We start from the raw sequence: 20,840 nt of genomic DNA on the forward strand, positions 1-20,840 counted from the left end.
GCCCTCATCGACGTGCCGCCTTGATCGCAGCGATCTCAGCTGCCCACCCCGAAAGATCATCCTGCGGCGTTTCCAAGAAGAACGGCAGGTCGCGCAACGCTGGATGCTCCGTCACCGCCACCAGCGCCTCGAAACCGATCTCTCCCTCGCCGATACGAGCATGGCGATCCTTATGAGCGCCGCAAGGATTCTTCGAATCGTTCAGGTGGATGGCGCGCAAACGATCGAGCCCAATAGTGTCCGCGAACTCATCGAGCACCTCATCTAAGCGGTTTGCTATATCGTATCCACCATCCCATACATGGCAGGTATCCAGGCATACGCCCACATGGTCTTGCACCTCTATCCGCTCGATAATGCGCGCGAGCTCGTCAAACGTGCCGCCGATCTCGGTACCCTTTCCAGCCATCGTCTCCAAAAGGAGCGTCGTGCTCTGCTCTTCTGACAGCACCTGGTTCAACGCATCAGCAATAAGGTCCACACCGACATCGGCCCCTTGCCTCACATGGCAGCCAGGATGCATGTTATACATTTGACCTGAAGTCGCTTCCATGCGGGCAAGGTCGTCTGAGAGCACTTCCAAAGCGAACTGCCGCGTCTCCGGCTTCTTCGCCGCCGGGTTGAGCGTGTAGGGCGCATGTGCCAAAAAGCGTTCGATGCCCGCTTGGGCCGCTAACTCATGAAACGCGCACACATCGTCTGGATCGATGGCCTTCGCTTTGCCGCCTCGTGGATTGCGCGTGAAGAACTGGAACGTATTCGCCCCCATGGATGCCGCATCGGCCGCCATCTGACGATACCCCTTCGCACTTGAAAGATGCGATCCTATGGTGAACATGCGCTACCTTCCAGACTTGGTTGTTCCGTTACACCTATTCTAGACGTAACGCAGCCCACAGAAGGCCGGATCGGCGCATCTCCTCAAGCTTCGCGAGGAGCTACGCTACCACGTGAACAACACCAGGTGGGTATATGAAATAATGCAGCACACAGCAAACGCGAGCACGAGAACCACAAACACCACGTTCGCCACCCGTGGGCGCAGACGATCGAACCCCTCGCAGACGAGCGGATAGAGCAACCACACGTAGAGCATGGCGGCAAACCCGATGAAGAAGTCGTTCACCAACCACGCCTGTCCGAACACATTGAGCGGCAACTGCGAGTTGTCCCAATACGGATACTCGCCAGACGCGTCGGGCTGGTTGATGATCCACCCGATAATGAGCTCCATCAGCATGGCCAGCACCACCACGAGCACGAACGACTCGAGCAGCGCGCCCCACAGCGTCTTACGACGCACGATGATATGCTCCTTAAGAGGTTCGACGATCAGCGTCATGATGACCGCACCGATACCATAGACCCAATACGGGTGATACCACGGATCGATCCAGATAGCATAGTCGGGCTCAACGATGCCGAACAGCGCATCCATGATGATGCAATACAGTAGTTCCAGCCAATGCCCTACGATGCTGAACAAGCAAAAGCACACGATGAGACTGCGCCAGAACTCCCAGCGCTTCGGCGCGAAGAAACCGATCTCGTCCTTTTCGGTGATATTCCGTATTCGCAATCGTGCCATGCCGTGCCTCTAATCCATAACCTCATAGCCTCATTATCCGCACACGCCCCCTTCTTTCGGAGCACATGAGCACCTTGTTGGGAAGCTGATGCCCAAACGCTTCCTTTCGTGCACCAAGACGCTTCGTACGCCCTTTCATGTCTTGCGGGAAACGGTTCGCTGCACAATGCGTTTCATCTCTCCGACCCTGCCAGACTGCCCCGAGCGCGCTGCTACGATCGAAGCGTGCACAGGTATACAAGGAATGAATCGGTCAGGAGGCCTCTCATGAAGAGCAGAGCGAAAAAGTTCGGCTACGCGCTGTTCGCCGTTGCATTCGCCGTCTCGATGATGTTGCCAGCCGCGCTACTGGCGCAGATCGACCCCATACAGGCGAGCGCGCAAGAACCTGAAGGAACACAGATCAGCCGCGAAGAAGCCGTGGTACCGGAGGCAGCCACCACCGAAACGCAGGACGAGCCCGACCAAGAAAGCGCGAATCCGCCCGCAACCGGCCTGACCGCAATCATCTACTATGTGGAACTCGTCAACTACGATGACCCTGATAATGGTCTGACCATAGGAGATGCCCGCCTGATGGGCACGCGAGTGCTTACCGACCTCACTGAAGGCGATGTACTCCATGCGTGGGATTATGTGGAGGATATCCCAGGGTACTTCTTCTTCGATGGATACCCGCGTTACCTCACTATCAGCACCGATGAATCGAAGAACTACATCGAGTTGGATTATGGCAATTTATCGAACAGCCAATTCACGGTGAACTACTATCTGATGACGGGCGCTGATTTGACCGCCGACACCTGGAGCGAAGCACTCGAACCTGACGAGGTAACCTTCACCAAGATGGGCACGAGCACGTTCACCGGTCGCCCCGCGTCGCAACTAATACAGGGAGATGCCTACGAGTACAAGCTCAACGACTTGTACGTGATCGACAGCTACCCGTCTGAAATCGTGCTCGATCCGAATCCTGAAAACAACGTCCTCAACGTCTTGTACACTCCAGCGGCTGACTTGGGACCTGAGGACGTTCTGACTCCAGATACGCCAACAGCGCCCGATCCCTCACCCATTCCACCCGCAACCGGGGACATACCTGACGAGACGCCTGATACCCCTAGTGATACTGTCACGCCTGACGCACCAGACGCTCCTGCCACAACGCTGCCCGATGGCTCGGTGCTCACCGAAGACGAGGTCGTCTCTCTTCTTCCTGCTGGGTCGGATTCAAACCCTGAACTCATCAACGACTTCGTGGGAGATCCGCGCACCGACATGGGAGCTCCCCTCACCCAAACCGGTGACGAGAACGCCTCTTTGTTCGCAGCGTTGTCCATCGCGGCGGGCGCAGCAGTAGCGGTCATCATCGTCGCACTGTTCTTGCGCCGCAAAGACGCCGCACAGAACGGCCCACAGAAAGACTAACGGGAGCCGCCTCACACACCGGGAGACCCGCTGACGCAGAGCACCGCTCAGCCAACCGGCTCGATGCGCCCAACGTTCACCAGCGTGCGCCAAAGGACGCCAGGAAAGCATCTTGGCTTGGCACCGAGCTCAACGCAAACGAGGTGGAGCACCATGCCCCACCTCGTCTTGTCTTATCTCCCTCGATAGGCAAGAGCGCAGCTCGCGCGCTTGCCTTACGCGCGCGTGCGTTTCTCCCGTGCCAACTGGCTCCCTCCGAAGATGAAGAAGAACGCGAACGGCAGCAGCATGCCCGTCGCCATGAGCGGCAGCGCGATGGGCAGCTTCGACCAACCAGGCACTGCCAAAGGACATACGATGCACAGCGCGAACAGGATCACGATGATGGCGATCATGATGCCGAACTTGGTCGTGCCGGTATCGTTGTCGCCTTCCATGGCCTCGGCATCCAGCGCCTCGAAAGAGCGGCCTGACGTATCGCGCACGAACAGAGCCGTGCAGACGATGCCGAGCACGAACGGCACGATCAACACCAACACGACCTGGGACCAGTTGGTGGTACCTTGCGCCGTCTGGAAAAATGCCATGCCAGCAATGCCGCCCAGCACGATAGAGGATGCCGATCCGCCAAATCGCGCGAACGCCTGACACCAAGAGACGCCCGTGTTGCGCACCGCAGTTGGATACTGTTCGGGCATCAGAGGCACGACGGCCGAGATGGCCCAGTTCAGCGCGAAGCCGAACAGCAACATAAGACCCGTGCAGAGCACGAAGTTGCCTGGCGCCACGAACAACGAGCAGATCACGATGGTGACGATGCACAAGCCCCACCCGAACTGCAACGTGCGCTTGCGCCCCATCTTGTCCGAGAAATACCCCACGATGGAATTCGACACGATAGCCGCCACGTTATTCCACGTCTGGAGAGCAACCGCCTCAGATGAGTTGTACCCAATACCGACAAACCATGCTGGCAACCATGCGTTCATGCCGTATACGCAGAACTGGCCAACGAAGTAGCATGCCCAAATACCGCACGTGGCCACGATGAACTTGTTCGAGAACAGGATGTTCGGCGTTGTCTTCTCAGGTCGGGGCGGCACGATCAGGCACTGCGGGTCACGGGGCGTCTCAACACCGGTAGCGCGCTTTTCTATCTGCGCGAGCGCACGGACCGCCTCTTCCTTGCGCCCGGCCGTGGCGTACCAGTGCGGCGTCTCGTGCATCGCGAATATGAGCACGATGCCATAGATCACCGGCAATGCGCCGATGAGGTAGCACAGACGCCAGTTCGCATACATGGTGGACGTGCCGCCGTCGGGCAGTGCGTACTCAACCAAATTCGTAAAATCGCCCATGAGGGGCACCGTTGCATTGCAGATAGGATTGGCGACCAAACCGGCCACGACCCATCCGCCTACCATGAAAGCGCCGCCGAAGGTGATGAAAGCCCCGCGCCAACGCGAGGGAACCTCTTCGGAGAACACCGTGTAGACGATGGGAATGCATGAGCCAACGCCTAAGCCCGCCAACAAACGAAACGCCGCGAAGAACGCCAAGTCGTTGGCGGCAGCCTGCGGGAACGTGAAAGCCCCGTAGAAGATAACCGCCGCGACAAGAATCTTCTTGCGTCCGAAGCGATCGGACAAGATGCCGCTGACCGCGCCGCCGATCACCATGCCAAGCAGACCCCAGGTGGTAAGCGACCCCATCAAAAGACCGGGGTTGGGTTCGCCTGGCCAGAAGGTGTGCGCTACGAACAGGTTGGTCGAATTGACGATCATGAAATCGTACCCGTCAAACAACAACGCGAACGAGAGCAGCGCGAACAGCATCCAGGTGAACTTGGTCACTCCCAGCGAGTCAACAACCTCGGTGATCGTGAATTCCCTGTTCGGCGCCTTCCCTCCTTCGTTGAGAGCCGTTTTCCCAGCCATTTCCTCCTCCTTCATCCTCATGATCGAATGCAGCGCGAACCGCACGTTGCTCTTGGCTCATCGATACCTCGTCTTCGCGGATATCGGTGATCCGAGATGCTGTGCGCGAGTATATGGAAGGTGCTCTGAATGGGGCAAATGCCAATCCGATGCGAAGCTATGCCCGTCTCGTGCTGTCACTATTCCATCTTGGAAGCGGCCGAACGCGGGCCGACGGATGTGCCTCTGCACGCAGAGAGACCAGCGGACAGCGTCCGATCGGGACCATACGCGCCACGAATTCGCTACGAGAAGACGAGCGGCGGTGTGGACATGCGCTCCATCTGCTCCATGGCATCCTTAAGCACCGGATTGTCGTTGTCCTTGCGGTACAGGAAATAAAACGGAATGGCAGTATCGTCGCCGATGATCGGAACAGTCGCGCAAAACGGCTTGATGCCCTCAGGGATTCGCTTGCCGAAGTTGCTCCCCACCACTAGCACCGATGCCATCAGATTCGCGCAAAGCGCCAGGAGCTCGGCAACGCTCGAACAAGGGCACGACCGCGATTTCGGCGCGAACCCGCTGCGTTCGCAGAGCTCGGCGATGCGGCTCCAAGACCGGCTCAGGTACAGCCCCTCGTATTGCAGAAGCACCTCGTTTTCCAATTCTTGCATCCGGATGCCCTCGCGATGCGCTAGATGATGATCGCAGCTCACGATGGCGATCAGCGGAAGATCGGCGATGTGGAATGTGCCGATGTAATCCGCGTTCAAGTCCTCTTCGGTGGGTGCCGGATCGAAGATCAGATCCACCTCGGCCACATCCAGCATCTCGCGAGCATTGCGGTTGAATCGGCTCTTCACCTCAAGAGTGTTCGCCCCATACTTCGCCCGGATCAACGAGATCAGAAACCCCAGCACTTCGGTTGACGGCCCCTCGTCGGTCAGTCCGCTCACCGTCAGATGGGGAGGTGGCATGCGTCTGAGCTCGGACACCTTCGCATCGAAGTCGGACTGCGAATCGAGAACTTGATAGGCGAACGGAAGCAGCGTCTGCCCCACGTTGGTCAACTGGAGGGAATTGCCCACACGATCGAACAGGGGCAACCTCAGGTCGCGCTCGAACTGGGCGATATGCTTGCTCAACGTGGGCTGGGTCATGTTGAGAAGGCGCGCGGTCTCCGTGAAGCTCAGATGCTTCGCGAGCTCAGTGAATTCCCTCAGATACTCAAGGTTCATGACGGCCTCCCTTGTCATTCCCACCATAAGGATAGCACCGATGCTGCGAGCGCCTGGCGTTGGAAGGACAAGACGAATAGTGGCTATGCCGAAATGGAATCGGTGCGGATATGCCGGTTGGGCGCATCGACACAGCGGCATAGAGCCATGCACATCAGCGCATCCCTCCTGCGCGATTCGAATTGGCTCTATGCGCCCCGTGCGTCCTATACTCCTGCCAGCGAACCGCGTACCAGACATGTACGGAGAAAAGGAGGCACCATGGAAGATCAGCGAATCATCGACTTCCATGCGCATCTCGGAGATATATTCAAAGATGCTCGAAACGTTATCTTCAAGCAGAGGCTTTCCCCTGCTGGCAAGCCAGACTCGTTCACGGTGCGCGAAGAGCGCGGGTTCAAAGGGCCGTTCATCACCGAGGATACCGACCAGGCGCTGCGAGAGTTCATCGACATCAACCACGAGCGATCAGCTGCGAACACCCTTGAGAACATGCGACGCGAAATGGACGAGAACGGCGTCGATTTCATCTGCATCTTGCCGATCATGCCAGCGCTGAGCTTCGAGGACTACGAGGTGGTGCACATGGTGGAGCCGCGCTGCATCCCCTTCACCTTCCCCGATTTCCGCTTGGGCGCCGATGCGGGCAAGAAGCTGTTGGAAGACGCGGAGCGGGGTGCCTATGCGCTCAAGCTGCATCCGGTGCTCAGCAAGATATCGCTTGACGATCCTCTGGTTGATGCCGCGCTTGACTATTGGGAGCAAACGGGCAAACCGGTCACGTCGCACTGCGGAGCGGGCATGTATTATTACCCCGAGATCAACGACGAGTACGCCACGCCCGAATACGGCGACCTCAAGCATCTGGTCGACTGCGCGCGCCGCCATCCTGGGATCGATTTCGTTGCCGCCCATTGCGGCGGAACTGCGCAAGGCAACATCGAGCGCTTAGCGGAACTCGCGCACGACCTGGACAACTTGTATGTTGATACGTCATTCCGATCGCATGAGGATATCCAGTTGATGATCGAGCTCTTCGGCCGCGAGCGCGTCATGTTCGGAACGGATTGGCCCTTCGGCAGCTACCGTCGACAGATAGAACAGGTGAAGCTGGCTACCGAAGGCGACCCCGAACTGCGCGACCTTGTGTTCTATCAGAACGCGAACCGTCTGCTGCGCATCTTCTGACCCCCGATGCGCCTTCGATCCCCTGGGCAGCAAGGTTGAACTCCCTTGCTGCCCGCTTTTGCGCATTAGCCGTAGAGCTGGCCTTCCATCCATGCTGGCTGCTGCCAACCCGACTCGCAGCTGTACTGTGCGCGATCGGGCCTCAGATGCACCAGTTGATCGGTCAGTTCGCTCACGGTGCGCGGGAAGCGGAACTCCGCATGATCGAACGCCGGGATAAAGCCCGCAGCCTCCATTGAGCGCAACAGTGCGATCACCGGATCGTAGAACCCATCGATGCTGAGGAAGAAACACGGCCCTGGTGTGAGGTTCAGTCGAATGCGCGTCATGATCTCGGATATCTCTTCGAGCGTGCCCACCCCGCCCGGGAGCGCCACGAACACATCTCCCAGTTCGATCATCTTCGCCTTGCGCTCGCTCATGGTGTCCACCACATGCAGATGTGTCAGATCGTGCTGGGCCACACCCGCTTCAATGAAGAAGCGCGGCTCCACCCCCTCAACAGCACCCCCGCTGGCGAGCACCGCGCGCGACAGCGTACCCATGAGCCCAACGCTGCTGCCGCCATATACCAACACATGGCCATGGCTTCCTATCCACTCACCAAGCTGCTGAGCCGCCTGCGTGAAGCGCTCATCAACCCCGTGATTCGACCCGCAATAGACCGTGATGTTCACGATAGCTCCTTATGCTCTCGCGCGAGCATGCCGCGCGATATGCCCGATTCGAACTTTTTAGTATAGCGAACAAGAACCGTATAATAGCTCGCATGAACCGTGGTACGACATTCACGAGCGCCTTGCTCGTCTTTTTGGCGGGCGCCAGCTATGGCGTCATGGCCCCTGTGATCAAAACGGCCTATGCTGCTGGCTTCACCTGGCAGCAGACCACCGCCGGACAATCCACCTTCGGCGTGCTGCTGTTTCTGATTGCGGTGGGCATAGCACGCTTGCGCGGTACACCATGGCAACGCCTTGATGCGAAGCAAACGGGCAAGCTCGTCGGTACCGGTATCGTCACGTGCTGCACCTGCGTGCTCTACAGCATCTCGCTGTCGTATCTGCCGGTGGCGGTCTCGTTGGTGCTGCTCTTCCAGTTCACCTGGATCGGCATCGTCATACAGGTGATCGCCACCAGGCGCGCGCCGACCGCCTGCGAGATCGTTGCCGCTCTGGTGGTGATCGCAGGCACCCTCTTAGCCAGCGGACTGCTCGATGCCGACGGACGCATTGCCTACAACCCGCTCGGCATGGCATGCGCGCTCGGCTCCGCTTTCACCTGCGCGCTGTTCATGTTCCTCTCGAGCCGTGTTGAAACGCAGCTGCCGCCCATGCAGCGCGGGCTCATCATTTGCTGCGGATCGCTGCTTCTCGCCTACGCGACCGCCCCCACCTTCGCCCTTGACGGCACCTTGCTCGCAGAGGCACCGTATGGCTTCATGCAAGGTCTCTTCGCTCTCGTATTCCCCGTGCTGCTCTTCGGCATCGGTGGCAAGAATCTTCCCACTGGCATCGTCTCCATCTTGGCATCCGCCGAGCTTCCTACCTCCATCGTCCTCTCGGCGCTGTTTTTGGGAGAAGGCGTCACCCTCCTTCAGACGGCGGGCATCGTTTTGATCCTGGTCGGCGTCGTCATCGCGCAAGCAGATTCCCTGATCAAACGCGATGCGCGCTAGACTGGGCACGCGACTCCACAGATGCGCCTACCCGTCGTCAGACTCTTCGTCGGTGGTCACGAACGCCACCATGATGCACATCAGCACCATACCTGCGATGTCATAGCCCGAAAACGCCGTCCCTAACCAGAGCGCCGCGAGCGCCGTGGCGCTCACCGGCTCGATAGCGCCTAGCAAGCTTCCCTTCACCGACCCCACGATGGAAACGCCATGCAAGTAGAAGCCGTACCCGCCGATGGTGCCCACCACCACCAAACCGCCAAGAAAAACGAGCCATTCAAAGAGGCCGAATGCGCTGAGCACCGCGGTAGCCCCAGCGATGCTGCCCCCTTGCGCAACGTAGATAGGCACCGCGAACACCGTACCCAAGAACATGCCGGTACCCACCACCGCAGGGCTCCCGAACCGCTCGAACAACCCGAAACGACGCGGCACGAGAATATAAAGAGCCGTGGTCAAACCCGTAGCAATGCCCCACGCCAAACCGATCGGATGAATGTTCAGCGTGCGTATATCGCCTTGTGTCGCGATGAGCACGCTCGCGAAAAGAGCGATGATGAGCCCGATGAACTCTTTCACATGAGGCGGTTTGCGCGTCGTCACGCATACGAAGAGCATGACGAACACCGCACCGAGCATCTGAAGCACCGTTGCCGTACCGGCATTGGTCAGCTGCACCGTTTGCGCATAACACAACTGATTGCCATACAGCGCTAGTGCGAATAGGAGCAGACCAGCCACCGTGCGCGCATGCGCGAACATGGCACGCACCGTAGCGCGTTGCGCTACGACGAGAAACGCGAAGAAGATACCTCCGCCCAGCAGTACGCGCATCAGAGTAACCAAGGACGGCGATACCTCAGCAGCAGTGGTCAAAAACTGCACGCTCGTACCCGAGATGCCCCACAGAGCACCTCCTACCAACGTAAGGATCATCCCCTTGATCATATATGAACGTTCACGGGAATTCATAGCGCGATCAGGTCATCGGTAGCGCGCGGAAATGCCTACAGACCGGCCAGCTTCGCAGCATCCCACAACTCTTCAAGCTGCGCTTGATCCATATGGTCGATCGGTATATCCATGCCTGCAGCCGCGCCTTCCATGAAAGCCCAACGGCGTCGGAACTTCTCGCAAGTAGCACGCAGCGCCGCCTCAGCATCGAGACCCATCTTGCGGCCTACGTTCACCATGCTGAACAACGCATCGCCAAGCTCTGCTTCTACACTACGAACGAATGCACCACCCTCTTCTTTGCTCACCTTGCCATCAGATGAGGTGGGCACCGCAGCATAGGCGGCTTGCAATTCAGCCATCTCTTCGAACACCTTGTCGCGAACCTCATCGATGTCTTGCCAATCGAAGCCCACCGATGCTGCCTTGCGCGATAGTTTCTGAGCCTGCATGAGCGCCGGGAAGCTCTTGGGCACGCTCTCAAGCAGCGATGCATCGCACGAGGCTGTCTCGGATGCTGCAGCACGTTCGGTCAGCTTCACCTTATCCCACAGATCGAGCACTTCGTTGGCATCTTGGGCCGCCGCATCTCCAAACACATGAGGATGGCGGCGGATCATCTTCTCATCGATGTCGCGACACACGTCGTCGATGGTGAATTCGCCTGCATCAGCAGCAATCTGACACTGGAGAACCACTTGCAACAGCACATCACCAAGCTCTTCACGCAGGTGCCGCACATCACCCGCCTCAAGAGCATCAACCGCCTCATACGCTTCCTCGATCATGTGAGATGCAATGGAGAGGTGCGTCTGCTCCCGATCCCACGGGCAGCCATCTGGCGCTCGGAGCGCCGCGATGGTTGCGACAAAGGCGTCAAAGGCAGGATGCGTCTCAGGCATGAGAACCCCTTTCGATCAGCCAAGCTTGATATCGCGATGAAGCGCATATTTCACCACACAATAATAGATGATGCCAATGACGATCCAAACGATGCCGACGATATGCGCGACCGCATCAAGCGAGATCAGAATGGCGAAGCACACGAGCGCACCTGCCAGGGGAAACAGCAGATGCCGAAAGAGCTGCCTGCGCTGCTTGTTCTGAAACCAGCAGAACACGATCACGCACACGTTCAAGAGCGTGTAGGTGGCAAGAGCGCCGAAATTGGCCACCTTCGCGACCGAATCAATGCCAAGAGGCTGCATAGCGAAGATCAGCACCGCCGAAAGCGCGATGACGAAGATCATGGCATTTGTTGCCACATTCGTCTTCGCATCCAGTTTGCCCATGACCTTCGGAAGCGAGCCGCCGCGGGCCATGGTGAACAGGATGACCGAAACCGACGTCTGCGTCACCAGCGCGGTGAAGATACCTTGCGACAGCGCAACCGCCACCGCGCAGACAAGCGCGAGCATGGGACCACCCGCCATCTGGGCCACGATGTAGAACGCGTTGTCGGGATCGTGAGCGAAACTAGCACCGGTTGGGTCGATGCACGTGGCCATGAAGCACTGCCCTGCGAAGAGCACCACCAAGATCAGTGCCATGATCATCATGGCACGCGGCGGGCCTTCCCGTTCATCTTTCGCCTGTTGCGTCAGCGTGGCGATGACACCGAATCCGACATAGGACAGCACCGAAAGCGACACTGCCGACATCATATTCGAGAAGTCGAAGGTCTGCGGATTGAACAACGCCGTGGCTGAGAAGCTGCTCGATGCAGGGTGCGAGACGATATAGAACATACCGATGCCCACAAAGGCAGCCAGAATAGCTAGCTCAGCCACCAGCGCAATGCGGTTCACCACCATAGTGGTCTGCATGCCACGCAGCGATATGACCGACACCAGCGCCAAAAACATCAAACACCATGCCCAAACGGGGATCTGGGGAATGAAACCATTGAGCGCCGTACCGGCGATGATGTACATCAAGGTCGGCGACACCAGATACTGCAACAGCATCAGCCAGCCCGCGATAAAGCCGATGCCCTTGCCCATGATGTGAGTGACGTACGTGTAGATGGAGCCCGACGAGGGGAAGATGCGGATCATGATGGCGAAGGAGAGCACGCTGAACAGCACCGCTATGAACCCGATGGCATAGGCAAGAGCAGGTGCGCCACCCGACGCTTGGAACACTCCCCCGTAAATGCCCATGGGCGCTATGGGCACCATCATGATCAGCCCGTACACCACCATGTCGAATACGGTGAGCGTCTGCTTGAACGGGTTGTCGCCTTGGTGCGCGGTAGCGCCCTGCTGTGCGCCCGATGGCGCAGGCGCTGCGCTACGAGCTTTTTTGCTCTGTGTGTTCATCTCGGCCATGATAGGCTCCCTACCTCATATTCTCCCTTGAAGCATATACCCATCTCACCTGCGCTCCCCGTGTTGAACTGCGTATTGTTGTCACAGCGTTGCCACGCACATGCTCTGTTCAACGCAGCACAACGAGCAGGTTGCGGTTTTTCCACGAACGCGCTCGTTGCCTCATCGCGTGTTATCTTGAACACCATACGCAAGCCATCGACGAGCGGAGGAACCATGCCCCTTAACAAGGCGGTGCGCGCCGCGATCAAAACGATAACGCGCTTGAGCTCCGGTGAGCCGATCCAGAAAACCTACGAGCAGCAGCGCACCGCAGAGGATGCCAGCGCACGGCTCACCCTCGCAAGCCCGCGCTGTCGCATTGATGACTTCTCCGCCACTGCCTCCGATGGTTACGAGATCCCTTTGAAGGTGTTCACCCCCCTCGATATAGACTTCTCGCTGCGCAACGGCTTGCATGTCAACGACGACTTTCGCGGCACCATCCTCTTCTTTCATGGGGGAGGTTGGGCCAACGGCGACGTCGATTTCTACTCAGATGCCTGCATGCGCACCGCGCTGCGCCTCGAGCGCCGACTGGTATCAGTGGATTACCGGCGCTCGCCGGAGCATCCCTTCCCGACGGCACTTGAGGACTGCTACGAGGTTGCGCGCCAGCTCTTCGAGGGCAGCTTGCTCTACGATGTTGATCCGGAGCATATCGTGCTGTTCGGCGACAGCGCTGGCGGCAACCTAGCAGCTGCGGTATCCCTGCTCGCGCGCGACCGTGGCGAATTCAAACCGCGCACGCAAATGCTGCTCTACCCGCTGGTCTACGACGATCACAGCATCACGTCCCTCTTCGATTCCGTACGCGAGAACGGCGAGGACTACCTACTGACGCGCGAACAGATCGAAGGCTATGTGAATATGTACATCCGCCGCCCACAAGATCGGACGAGCCCCTATTTCGCACCGCTTCTGTCCCTTGACCTGTCAGATCAACCCCGCACGCTGCTAATGAGCGCCGAGTATTGTCCGCTCCGCGACGAGGGCGAGGCGTACGCCGCACGCCTCCAAGCAGATGGCACCGAGGTGGTCTGCGTGCGCATCCTCGACGGCGTGCATGGCTACTTCCTCTATCCTTCCGTGTTGAGCCTGGTGCGCGATACCTATCGGGTCATGAAGGCATTTCTAGACGGCGAGAACAAGACGGTGGGTGAGGATCCGGCATGGCTCGGGCTTCTTGGTACCGACTAGACAACGTCGGGAAGTTCTATTCCGCTGAGGCAGGAAGGCGCACGCAAACGGTCTTTCGCTTCTCTGCAGAAATGGATGACGACGTTGTGCCCAATCTGCTCCAGCAAGCGCTGGATAGCACGATCGCGCTCTTCCCCGGCTTCAACGTGTCACTGCGCAGCGGACTGTTCTGGCACTATCTTGAGCCATCGCCGATTCGCCCTCTCGTACAGCCCGAGGTGCTTCCCATCTGCTATGGCCTTCATACCGGCCCGCGCAGCGTGCTCTTCCGTGTCAGCTATTATCAGCGGCGCATCAACGTGGAAGTCTCGCACATGATATCCGATGGGCGAGGCACCTTGAGCTTTTTCCAGGAGCTCATCGGGACCTACGCTCACTACCGCTACGGCACATCGCAGCTCAGCTGCTCGGAGCATGTGCCCGCCGCCAGCAATGAGGACAGCTTTGCTAGGCATTATGCGCGCAGCAAGGCTGCCTCGACCCCCACCCAGCGCGCGTATCGAATCGGCGGTATACGCGATGGGGGCGACCCCACGTACCTGGAATATCACCTCAGCGCCCGCATGGTGCACCAACACGCCAAACAACTCGGCGTCAGCGTGACGAGCCTCATCATCGCCGCCGTTATCTGCGCGCTTTGCGAGACGCGACCCGCAACCGCTGCCGATCAGCCCATTCGCTTGACGGTCCCCGTTGATCTGCGCCGCTTCTTCGAATCGGAGACGACGCGCAATTTCTTCGGACTGGCCACCATAACGTATCCCGAGGCGCACTGCGAGTCGTTGGGTGCGGTGGCCGCTCTCGTTCAAGAGCAAATGCACCATGCAGCAACGCGCGAGCAGCTTGAAAAGCGCATGAATCAGATGATCGCTCTTGAGCGCAACCCTTTCCTGCGCGTAGCGCCTTTGTTCTTAAAGGATCTGGTGCTCGGATGCGCTGCGCGCATCGCGAACCGAGACATCACCGCTGCGGTCTCAAGCTTGGGCCGCATCACCTTCAGCGATGAGGTGGATCCGCATGTGCGCAACATCAATCTCCAGACCTCCACCTTCGACCTGAACTTTCTCATCTGCACGTTCGGGGACGATCTAAGCATCGGCATTGCAACCATCTTCACCGATTTGAAAGCGATACGCGCATTCTGCCGTATCTTTTCAGCCTTGGGTATCCCGGGCTATCTCAACCTCAATAAAGATGCTACCGGAGTTGCCCGCATCCTACGCAGCACGCAGCTGCAGGAGACCGTAGAGAACCTGAGAAGGGTGCGCGAAGGAGAAGCGAATCATGATGAAATGCGATGAATGCGGGGTAGATTTCACGGGATCCCTCACACGCTGCCCTCTCTGCGGGAGCGTTCTTGAAGGCGCGCCTACCCCCTCCCCCTTCCCTGTCGGCCCCATACAGCGGGTCAGCACGTTTGCGCGCCGGACGCTCGCCGCACTGACCGGCGCCTGCATCGCCGCCACCATCATCGGCGCGCTGGTGCTGCAAGCATCGTGGCTCAGCACCGTTGGCCTGTGCGCAGCCATCGTCATCGCCTACCTCTTCGTGCGCAACCTCATCGTCCACACGCCCGATGTGCTGCGCATCACCGAGCGCTACTTCCTCGTGCTGCTCGCCTTATGCGCTGTCTGGTTCATCGTTGCAGGCAATACGCTTGCTACCACCTACGTGATCCCATTCATCTGCCTCGCAGCTATCCTGTTCAATTCAGTGCTCGTTGTCGTGCAGCGAGGTGCCTTCGTGGCTGGGTATGCGAAGTACTTGCTCTATAACGTGGTATTGGGTTTCGCACCGCTCGTGCTGGTTGCAACGGGTTTGACCGAAACCGCCCTGCCTGCCATCGCGAGCGCCGTCGCAGCGTGCGTGCTCGCGGTGCTCGTCGGCGTTCTCGCGCGCACGCAAACAGCCGATGAAGCACGCAAGCTGTTCTCGCTGTAACAAGAACAGCTTGCCCACCATCAGGGAAGCGCGATGGTGTGTTCTTCGTACCTGCGTGCTACCCGCTCAGCAACTGATCGACGGATCGCCAGATTCTCCAGAACGCTTCCTTGGCGGCTCAAGCTTTACCACCCGATTGATGCGCCCGAACTCTGAGGCATGCTCCGATATGAAGCGTCCCACATCAGAGAGGTCAACATGGCAGTACCCACCCGGATTCTTCTTAAGATAATCCTGGTGATAGCGCTCGGCTGGCCAGAAATTGCCGAGCGGCTCAGCCTCCACCACGATATCGGCGCCACTGCGATAGCGCATTTCCGCCAATATGCTGCGCACGATGAACGCATCATCGTCGTCGGTCCAGTAAATGCCGCTGCGATACTGAGTGCCACAGTCGTTGCCCTGCCGGTTCAAGCTCGTAGGATCGATCGTGCGCAAAAACGCCTCCACCAGCAGCGACAGCCCTATTACGTCGGAATCGTAGCGAACCCGCACGCATTCCGCTGCGCCCGTGTCACCTGTGCATACATCCTCATAGGTTGGATCATCCACTGCACTGTTGGCATACCCTACCTGAGTAGCAAGCACGCCGGGGAGCTTTTCAAGATAGGCTTGCGTGCCCCAAAAGCACCCGCCAGCTACGTACAGTTCCCGCTCTCTCATTGGAATTGCCCACCTTGACGCAGCATGTTAACCCTCATAGGGAGAGAAATCATCTTTACCGACACCGCAGACAGGACATACCCAGTCATCGGGGATATCCTCGAACGCGGTGCCCGGCGCGATGCCTCCATCAGGGTCTCCCGCTGCCGGATCGTAGATGTAGCCGCACACATCGCATACGTACTTCTTCATGATTATCTCCTTTGCAACCTATCGCTCCATCCAACAGAGCAAGATGGGGCCATCATAGCGAGCAAAAGACCTCATCGGTGCCCCGGTGAAACCATCGTGTGCAAGAGGCATCACAACTGTTACGAAACGTTTGACTGCGGCTCCCTAGCCGACGAACACGAAGGAGAGCGTATCCCCGTCATGCAGAACGCATGACCCGGGCGCCTCACTTTGCTCGGTGCCGTTGACTTGATAGGTCCATGCGCTCGACTCTCCCGCATCGCCGTTCGCAAGACCGCCAATAGCAACCACCTGCTCGGCGACACCTTCCCCGTCGGTCTTGACCTCACGCCCGGATGCTTGCAAAACCTCAATGGCGGTAGAGCCGTCAGGACACACCACGTTGATCTGCTCTTCGGCGAATTGAAGCGGCGAATCAGCAGCTTCAGGAGAGGTCACCGCCTCGGACATGTTCACGGTAACCGTGATATCTCCCGCCTCGGTCGCATCCGATGCCGAGCTGCTCGATGCCGAACTGACCGCGCCCGACGAGCTTGACGCTGCCGGAGCGGCAGGCGAGCAGCCGAGCATGCCCACTGATAACGCTGCCACTATCAACATGCATGCCGTAACGCCACTGAGGGTTCTTGCGCGAGACGACCGCATGTGCTCTTCTTTGTTCACCATATATGCTCTCATGGCATTCAACCTCCCTGAACCTGCTTCGTTTTTTACAACATCATCACTTGATACCCGTTGTATCGCGCTGTTTCCCTGCCAGTCACATCCACGGCTGGATCAGCGTGAGGGGCATAGCTGCGGCCAGTATGAGAACGCGCAACGTAAAGCCACCTACCAGCACCAGCACATCTGATGCAGCACTGATCCGATGGCCCAGACACGATTCTTCCACTTCCTTAGCGGACATGAACAGCATCTTCCATTCCAGGATCGTTGGCAGCACCAAACCGGCCAGCACGAACACCAGCCAGAACACCGCAGCGCAATCACCGGCAACCAGATTCATCACCGACGTCCAGCCCGCCCCCTGCGCATTGTTCGCCGTGATGAAGAGCAGGCATGCCACCAGAAAGAGCTCGAATATCGGCAAGAAGAAATGGAACTTCTTGAAAGCGCCCGAGATGCTGAATTCCTGAGGCGCCCTGAATATGCCGATGAGCAGAATAGCAGCCATGCCGGTTGATACCGCCGACACCAAGAACAACACTGATAGCAAAGCGTTGTTCCACAACGGAAACGTCCGCGCCACACCCAGAAGGCATCCGGTGTACACGCATACGCAAATACCCAACACACCGCCAGCTACATCAAGCCACTTCGGTATCTTAAGGCCTGCACCAAGAAGGTCCATGATCATGACGATCAACGAGATGACCACGAAGGCGCCAAGAAAGACAACGCCCCACGTCATCACCGAGCCGAAATTGGTGAGCAAGAACACGAAGCGCAGCGGATTATGAAACCCAGCGGTTGCGTCAAACATGAGCAACACAAGCCCCACGATCACCGTGACCGGGCCGATGATGCGCCCATACCGAATCAGGTGCACGCAGTGGGGCGAGCGTAGACGCAGATAGGCGGACGCAGCAAACGCGCCGCCGCCCAGCCCGGCCAAGAACAGATAGCTTGCAATGATCAAGCCCCAAATAGGTTCAAAAGTCATCCCGATCACCTCACGTAGAACACTTTTGATTCGGTCAGATCACCGGCGATCGGCGCAGCGTTCGTGCGTGCGATCGCGCGCGACAGTTCGCTGTCTGGATCGTCCAGATCGCCGAAGATGCGCGCGCCCGTCAAGCACGCCTCCACGCAGGTGCACATCTTAGTGCCCGACTCTTCGGCAGAAACAGTGCAGAAGCGGCACTTATCCACGGTACCGGTCTGCGCGTTGCGCACGCGAACTTGGTACGGGCATGCCGCCATGCAGTACAAGCAACCGATGCAGCGCCCTTCGTCAACCTCTACGATGCCATCGGCGCCCATATGCGCCGCTCCGGTGGGACACACCTGCGCGCATGGAGCATCCTCGCAATGCATGCACTGCAATGGCACGTTCTCAATGGCAACGTCGGGATATTCGCCGCTCTCGCGTTGCTCGAACCTAATGAAGTCCTGATCGGGAAGCAGCCCGTTTTGCCTTTGGCACGCCGTTCTGCACGTGAAGCACCCGATGCATTTCGTCGTATCTATCAACATGCCATACCGTGCCATCATGCACCTTCTTTCAACAGCTTGACGCATGCGCCCTGGGTGCACAGGATCCCGTAGCCCTCTTCAATGATGGGCTCAGCGAAGACGAGCGGGTTGATACCTTGCCTGAAGGACACCTGCTGGCGCTGCGCAGTATGCCCGAAACCGCTTGGCAGATACAGTGCGGTAGGAGCGATACGGTGCGTCACGAACGCCTTTGCCTGGCACGTTGCCTTGTCGTTGGTAAGCGCAACCATATCACCCGTTTCAATACCAAGCACCGCAGCGACATCCGCATTGATCCATACGCTATCCAAATCGTATTGCTCGGCGATATCCATCAGTTCTGCCACATTTGCGCTGTCTTGACCGATAACCGGCTGCTGACCCGTTATCAAGTTGAAGGTCAGCGGCTCGTCAGCATCGGCGAGAACCGCCACGCGGTCGCGTTGACGTGCGTTCATATCGTCCGAGATCACCGCAGTGATACTGGAGGTGGCTGGAAGGGGAACCCAAAGCGGCAATGCTCCCACGCCTGCCTCTTCACATGCTGTGCTTGAGAACTGGATGCGATGGCTGGGAGTTGCCCATGTTGCCACGCGGGCAACATTCTGTCTTGCCGCAGCCGAACCCGTTTCGCGCAAACCTTCTACCGTCAGGCCCATGCCTTCGAGTTGCGCCTGCGCTACCTCGTCAAGCGACAGAGCGAACGCATCCTCTACGCTACAACTGCGCGCAAGTCCTTCGATGATACGATCAATAGGCAGCGCATTCGACGCGGAAGACTCTATCACGGCGTTCGCAATAGCCACGCCTGGGGTTGCTCCTTGCAAGAACACGGGCAGCGACCCACACTCCAGATACGAGCACACCGGCAAAACATAATCAGCCTCCGCTGCTGTCTGCGTCATCTGCTGCGATACGCACACGAGCAGATCGAGCTCGCCGAGCGCATGGTCCACATCGGGAATGCAGGCGTGATCGTATGCCATATCCGCCTCAACCAGAAGCATCGCCTTCAGCGACCCTGTCTGCGCCTGCTGTATGCTGGCAGCAGCCGAGGCGCCAAACGGTGCGCCCAGTGGAAAGCCCACCACGCTCGGCACGGTCTCAAGATGCGCCGCATCAGGACCGGCTTGCGCGAGCACAGCCTCAGGCTGATACGCCGCATAATCGAAGGGCAGCAGCGCACCGCCAGGCACATTCCACGTCCCCAACAATGCGTTGAGCAAACACACCACGCGCGCGGTCTGGCTTGAATTGACATAAGCATCAGCAGCAAGGGTGCCATTGCAGTATTCGATGGCCACCCGCGGTGCCGCCTCAGCGAGGCGAGAAGCCACCTCTTCGATCCGATACCCCGGAACGCCGGTGATACCCTCAGCCCAAGCAGGCGTGCATCCATCAATTGCCGCGACCCACTCGGCGAACCCGCTGGCGTGAGCTGCAACGAACTCCTTGTCATAGCGGTTGGTACGCACGAGACAGTTGCACACCGCTAAAAGCAGCGCAAGCTCCGACCCAGGATTCACCGCAACCCACGTATCAGCAAACGAGGCGACCGTACCCAAGCGAGGATCGATCGCAATGATAGGCTTATCGGCTGCGCGCAAGGCTTGCAAAGCCGCAGCCCTGCCCGGCGTCGTCACGTCGGCATAACTGGTATCTATCAGAACAGCCACCTCAGCATTGTCGAAATCGGGCGCATACGATCCGGTGCCGATCACCTGAGCGAAGGCTGCTTCTTTGCACAGATTGCGGGTGGCGCCATCGATCCACACGTTCCCGCTTCCCAACGCGTGCATGAAACGCGTACCGTACGCAAGCGCGGTCGGAAGCGCACCGTTGCACACCATGCCGACCGCACCAGCGCCCGACTCGTCGATGATGGCCTGAAGCTTCTCTCCAATTTCGGCGAAAGCCTCGTCCCATCCGATGGTGCGAAAGCTCCCGTCCTCCTTCCTGCGAAGCGGATTGGGAAGATTGTTCTCAGAGAGCGCGCTTTGAGTGTATCCATAGCCCCGCGCGCACAGGGTGCCAGCCGCATTCGGGTCGAACGCATCCCCGATCACCTTGCCGAGCTTCCCGTCGACCGTATATGCGGTGAACGCGCACGCGTTCGGACATGCTTGACAGATGCTGTGCACCTGCGTGCTTTCAGGGCGCGCATCAGATCCTATCTGACCGCCTTCCGCAAAAGCGTCCTGCGCCTGTGCTGCGCCTAAGGTCGCTACCGTGCCTGCCGCAGCACAACCGGCAACGAACGTACGACGTGTAAGAGGTCTTGTTTGCATG

20 protein-coding genes are annotated in these 20,840 nt (G+C 58.6%); 6 read left to right on the forward strand and 14 right to left on the reverse strand.

What is annotated here, in order from left to right:
• Positions 1-4 precede the first annotated feature (4 nt).
• Positions 5-838, reverse strand: coding sequence for a deoxyribonuclease IV (locus tag NFR19_RS03875; RefSeq protein ID WP_251212473.1), 834 nt, complete (start codon positions 836-838; stop codon positions 5-7).
• Positions 839-943: 105 nt separating this feature from the next.
• Positions 944-1,588 (reverse strand): putative ABC transporter permease, encoded by a 645-nt coding sequence (locus tag NFR19_RS03880; RefSeq protein WP_251212474.1) that lies wholly within the window; start codon positions 1,586-1,588, stop codon positions 944-946.
• A 267-nt stretch (positions 1,589-1,855) separates the two neighbouring features.
• On the opposite strand from NFR19_RS03880, the gene NFR19_RS03885 reads away from it, so the two are divergent.
• A complete protein-coding gene (locus NFR19_RS03885) occupies positions 1,856-3,016 on the forward strand; it encodes a hypothetical protein (protein ID WP_251212475.1) in 1,161 nt (386 codons plus the stop codon).
• A gap of 215 nt (positions 3,017-3,231) precedes the next feature.
• Here NFR19_RS03885 and NFR19_RS03890 read toward each other — a convergent pair whose 3' ends face one another.
• Complete coding sequence (locus NFR19_RS03890) at positions 3,232-4,953, reverse strand: MFS transporter (RefSeq protein WP_251212476.1); 1,722 nt, start codon at positions 4,951-4,953, stop codon at positions 3,232-3,234.
• 284 nt (positions 4,954-5,237) lie between these two features.
• Positions 5,238-6,173, reverse strand: coding sequence for a LysR family transcriptional regulator (locus tag NFR19_RS03895; protein WP_251212477.1), 936 nt, complete (start codon positions 6,171-6,173; stop codon positions 5,238-5,240).
• Between the two features lie 261 nt (positions 6,174-6,434).
• On the opposite strand from NFR19_RS03895, the gene NFR19_RS03900 reads away from it, so the two are divergent.
• Positions 6,435-7,361, forward strand: coding sequence for an amidohydrolase family protein (locus tag NFR19_RS03900; protein ID WP_251212478.1), 927 nt, complete (start codon positions 6,435-6,437; stop codon positions 7,359-7,361).
• Positions 7,362-7,426: 65 nt separating this feature from the next.
• On the opposite strand, the gene NFR19_RS03905 is transcribed toward NFR19_RS03900, so the two are convergent.
• Positions 7,427-8,038: an LOG family protein gene (locus tag NFR19_RS03905; protein ID WP_251212479.1), complete on the reverse strand. Its 612-nt coding sequence runs from the start codon at positions 8,036-8,038 to the stop codon at positions 7,427-7,429.
• 92 nt (positions 8,039-8,130) lie between these two features.
• Between NFR19_RS03905 and NFR19_RS03910 the strand changes: the two genes are divergently transcribed.
• Positions 8,131-9,036 (forward strand): EamA family transporter, encoded by a 906-nt coding sequence (locus NFR19_RS03910; protein ID WP_251212480.1) that lies wholly within the window; start codon positions 8,131-8,133, stop codon positions 9,034-9,036.
• A gap of 27 nt (positions 9,037-9,063) precedes the next feature.
• Here NFR19_RS03910 and NFR19_RS03915 read toward each other — a convergent pair whose 3' ends face one another.
• The 3 genes from NFR19_RS03915 to NFR19_RS03925 are packed head-to-tail and all read right to left on the reverse strand — an operon-like array spanning position 9,064 to position 12,320.
• Positions 9,064-9,984 (reverse strand): DMT family transporter, encoded by a 921-nt coding sequence (locus tag NFR19_RS03915; protein WP_251212481.1) that lies wholly within the window; start codon positions 9,982-9,984, stop codon positions 9,064-9,066.
• A 59-nt stretch (positions 9,985-10,043) separates the two neighbouring features.
• Positions 10,044-10,892, reverse strand: a complete 849-nt coding sequence (gene mazG / locus NFR19_RS03920) for a nucleoside triphosphate pyrophosphohydrolase (RefSeq protein ID WP_251212482.1) — start codon at positions 10,890-10,892, stop codon at positions 10,044-10,046.
• A 15-nt stretch (positions 10,893-10,907) separates the two neighbouring features.
• Positions 10,908-12,320 carry an APC family permease gene (locus NFR19_RS03925; protein ID WP_251212483.1) on the reverse strand — a complete coding sequence of 471 codons (1,413 nt, stop codon included), beginning with the start codon at positions 12,318-12,320 and terminating at the stop codon, positions 10,908-10,910.
• A gap of 216 nt (positions 12,321-12,536) precedes the next feature.
• On the opposite strand from NFR19_RS03925, the gene NFR19_RS03930 reads away from it, so the two are divergent.
• The 3 genes from NFR19_RS03930 to NFR19_RS03940 are packed head-to-tail and all read left to right on the forward strand — an operon-like array spanning position 12,537 to position 15,500.
• A complete protein-coding gene (locus NFR19_RS03930) occupies positions 12,537-13,559 on the forward strand; it encodes an alpha/beta hydrolase (RefSeq protein WP_251212484.1) in 1,023 nt (340 codons plus the stop codon).
• A complete protein-coding gene (locus tag NFR19_RS03935) occupies positions 13,532-14,860 on the forward strand; it encodes a phthiocerol/phthiodiolone dimycocerosyl transferase family protein (protein ID WP_251212485.1) in 1,329 nt (442 codons plus the stop codon). Before NFR19_RS03930 ends, NFR19_RS03935 begins: the two co-directional genes overlap by 28 nt.
• The gene (locus tag NFR19_RS03940; RefSeq protein ID WP_251212486.1) at positions 14,844-15,500 is read left to right on the forward strand and encodes a DUF6320 domain-containing protein; all 657 of its coding nucleotides are present in this window, start codon (positions 14,844-14,846) and stop codon (positions 15,498-15,500) included. Before NFR19_RS03935 ends, NFR19_RS03940 begins: the two co-directional genes overlap by 17 nt.
• A gap of 66 nt (positions 15,501-15,566) precedes the next feature.
• Here the strand turns inward: NFR19_RS03940 and msrA are convergent, their stop codons facing one another.
• The 6 genes from msrA to NFR19_RS03970 all read right to left on the reverse strand — a co-directional run bounded on the left by msrA (position 15,567) and on the right by NFR19_RS03970 (position 20,839).
• Positions 15,567-16,163, reverse strand: coding sequence for a peptide-methionine (S)-S-oxide reductase MsrA (msrA, locus tag NFR19_RS03945; RefSeq protein ID WP_251212487.1), 597 nt, complete (start codon positions 16,161-16,163; stop codon positions 15,567-15,569).
• Positions 16,164-16,190: 27 nt separating this feature from the next.
• Complete coding sequence (rd, locus tag NFR19_RS03950; RefSeq protein ID WP_251212488.1) at positions 16,191-16,355, reverse strand: rubredoxin; 165 nt, start codon at positions 16,353-16,355, stop codon at positions 16,191-16,193.
• A 144-nt stretch (positions 16,356-16,499) separates the two neighbouring features.
• On the reverse strand, positions 16,500-17,033 hold the full coding sequence (locus NFR19_RS03955; protein ID WP_251212489.1) for a DUF4430 domain-containing protein: 534 nt from the start codon (positions 17,031-17,033) through the stop codon (positions 16,500-16,502).
• An 82-nt stretch (positions 17,034-17,115) separates the two neighbouring features.
• Positions 17,116-18,018: an NrfD/PsrC family molybdoenzyme membrane anchor subunit gene (gene nrfD, locus NFR19_RS03960; RefSeq protein WP_251212490.1), complete on the reverse strand. Its 903-nt coding sequence runs from the start codon at positions 18,016-18,018 to the stop codon at positions 17,116-17,118.
• A 5-nt stretch (positions 18,019-18,023) separates the two neighbouring features.
• Positions 18,024-18,566 carry a 4Fe-4S dicluster domain-containing protein gene (locus NFR19_RS03965; RefSeq protein ID WP_251212500.1) on the reverse strand — a complete coding sequence of 181 codons (543 nt, stop codon included), beginning with the start codon at positions 18,564-18,566 and terminating at the stop codon, positions 18,024-18,026.
• Positions 18,566-20,839: a molybdopterin-containing oxidoreductase family protein gene (locus NFR19_RS03970; RefSeq protein ID WP_251212491.1), complete on the reverse strand. Its 2,274-nt coding sequence runs from the start codon at positions 20,837-20,839 to the stop codon at positions 18,566-18,568. The genes NFR19_RS03965 and NFR19_RS03970 overlap by 1 nt, the downstream gene beginning before the upstream one ends.
• Position 20,840: the final 1 nt, after the last annotated feature.

Source organism: Adlercreutzia murintestinalis, from assembly GCF_943192905.1.
In the GTDB taxonomy this organism is placed as follows: domain Bacteria; phylum Actinomycetota; class Coriobacteriia; order Coriobacteriales; family Eggerthellaceae; genus Adlercreutzia_A; species Adlercreutzia_A murintestinalis.

Bases quoted from the DNA above. Each gene is read 5' to 3' on its own strand.
- NFR19_RS03875 (WP_251212473.1), bottom strand. From the start codon at position 838: ATGTTCACCATAGGATCGCATCTTTCAAGTGCGAAGGGGTATCGTCAG.
- NFR19_RS03880 (WP_251212474.1), bottom strand. From the start codon at position 1,588: ATGGCACGATTGCGAATACGGAATATCACCGAAAAGGACGAGATCGGT.
- NFR19_RS03885 (WP_251212475.1), top strand. From the start codon at position 1,856: ATGAAGAGCAGAGCGAAAAAGTTCGGCTACGCGCTGTTCGCCGTTGCA.
- NFR19_RS03890 (WP_251212476.1), bottom strand. From the start codon at position 4,953: ATGGCTGGGAAAACGGCTCTCAACGAAGGAGGGAAGGCGCCGAACAGG.
- NFR19_RS03895 (WP_251212477.1), bottom strand. From the start codon at position 6,173: ATGAACCTTGAGTATCTGAGGGAATTCACTGAGCTCGCGAAGCATCTG.
- NFR19_RS03900 (WP_251212478.1), top strand. From the start codon at position 6,435: ATGGAAGATCAGCGAATCATCGACTTCCATGCGCATCTCGGAGATATA.
- NFR19_RS03910 (WP_251212480.1), top strand. From the start codon at position 8,131: ATGAACCGTGGTACGACATTCACGAGCGCCTTGCTCGTCTTTTTGGCG.
- NFR19_RS03915 (WP_251212481.1), bottom strand. From the start codon at position 9,984: ATGATCAAGGGGATGATCCTTACGTTGGTAGGAGGTGCTCTGTGGGGC.
- mazG (WP_251212482.1), bottom strand. From the start codon at position 10,892: ATGCCTGAGACGCATCCTGCCTTTGACGCCTTTGTCGCAACCATCGCG.
- NFR19_RS03925 (WP_251212483.1), bottom strand. From the start codon at position 12,320: ATGGCCGAGATGAACACACAGAGCAAAAAAGCTCGTAGCGCAGCGCCT.
- NFR19_RS03930 (WP_251212484.1), top strand. From the start codon at position 12,537: ATGCCCCTTAACAAGGCGGTGCGCGCCGCGATCAAAACGATAACGCGC.
- NFR19_RS03935 (WP_251212485.1), top strand. From the start codon at position 13,532: ATGGCTCGGGCTTCTTGGTACCGACTAGACAACGTCGGGAAGTTCTAT.
- NFR19_RS03940 (WP_251212486.1), top strand. From the start codon at position 14,844: ATGATGAAATGCGATGAATGCGGGGTAGATTTCACGGGATCCCTCACA.
- msrA (WP_251212487.1), bottom strand. From the start codon at position 16,163: ATGAGAGAGCGGGAACTGTACGTAGCTGGCGGGTGCTTTTGGGGCACG.
- rd (WP_251212488.1), bottom strand. From the start codon at position 16,355: ATGAAGAAGTACGTATGCGATGTGTGCGGCTACATCTACGATCCGGCA.
- NFR19_RS03955 (WP_251212489.1), bottom strand. From the start codon at position 17,033: ATGAGAGCATATATGGTGAACAAAGAAGAGCACATGCGGTCGTCTCGC.
- nrfD (WP_251212490.1), bottom strand. From the start codon at position 18,018: ATGACTTTTGAACCTATTTGGGGCTTGATCATTGCAAGCTATCTGTTC.
- NFR19_RS03965 (WP_251212500.1), bottom strand. From the start codon at position 18,566: ATGGCACGGTATGGCATGTTGATAGATACGACGAAATGCATCGGGTGC.
- NFR19_RS03970 (WP_251212491.1), bottom strand. From the start codon at position 20,839: ATGCAAACAAGACCTCTTACACGTCGTACGTTCGTTGCCGGTTGTGCT.